This window comes from Shewanella sp. AS16 (assembly GCF_021412365.1).
Taxonomy (GTDB): Bacteria; Pseudomonadota; Gammaproteobacteria; order Enterobacterales; family Shewanellaceae; genus Shewanella; species Shewanella salipaludis.
Genome location: NZ_JAKCLK010000475.1, coordinates 1 through 279, shown reverse-complemented (window position 1 = coordinate 279; position 279 = coordinate 1). Strand labels below are relative to the sequence as shown.

Annotated in this window: 1 protein-coding gene; it reads right to left on the bottom strand. The window is 54.8% G+C overall.

Annotated elements, in window-relative coordinates; translation table 11 throughout:
* A partial coding sequence (locus tag LZP73_RS21165; RefSeq protein ID WP_326490392.1) for a flagellar cap protein FliD N-terminal domain-containing protein occupies positions 1-279 on the bottom strand: 279 nt, incomplete at both ends.

Here is a 279-nt window from a genome sequence, read left to right as displayed (position 1 = left end):
GGGTTTGCGCCTGCGCCAGATGGGTGACGCTGATGGTGTATTTCCCGGCGATGGCATTACCCGCGGTGGTGGCACTGAACGCGGTGGTGCTGCTGGTGGTGCTGGTAGCGGAAAAAAGATCGGCTTTAGACAATGCAGTATTGGCGGTCTGGAAAGTCGTCAGCGCGCTTTTCAGCGTACCGTAGGCGCTAAGTTTAGCGGTAAACGACGATTGCTGATTTGAAATAGGGGTTAGCGTCGCTTTTTGCGCGGCGGTGAGGCTATCAAGGATTGAACTTA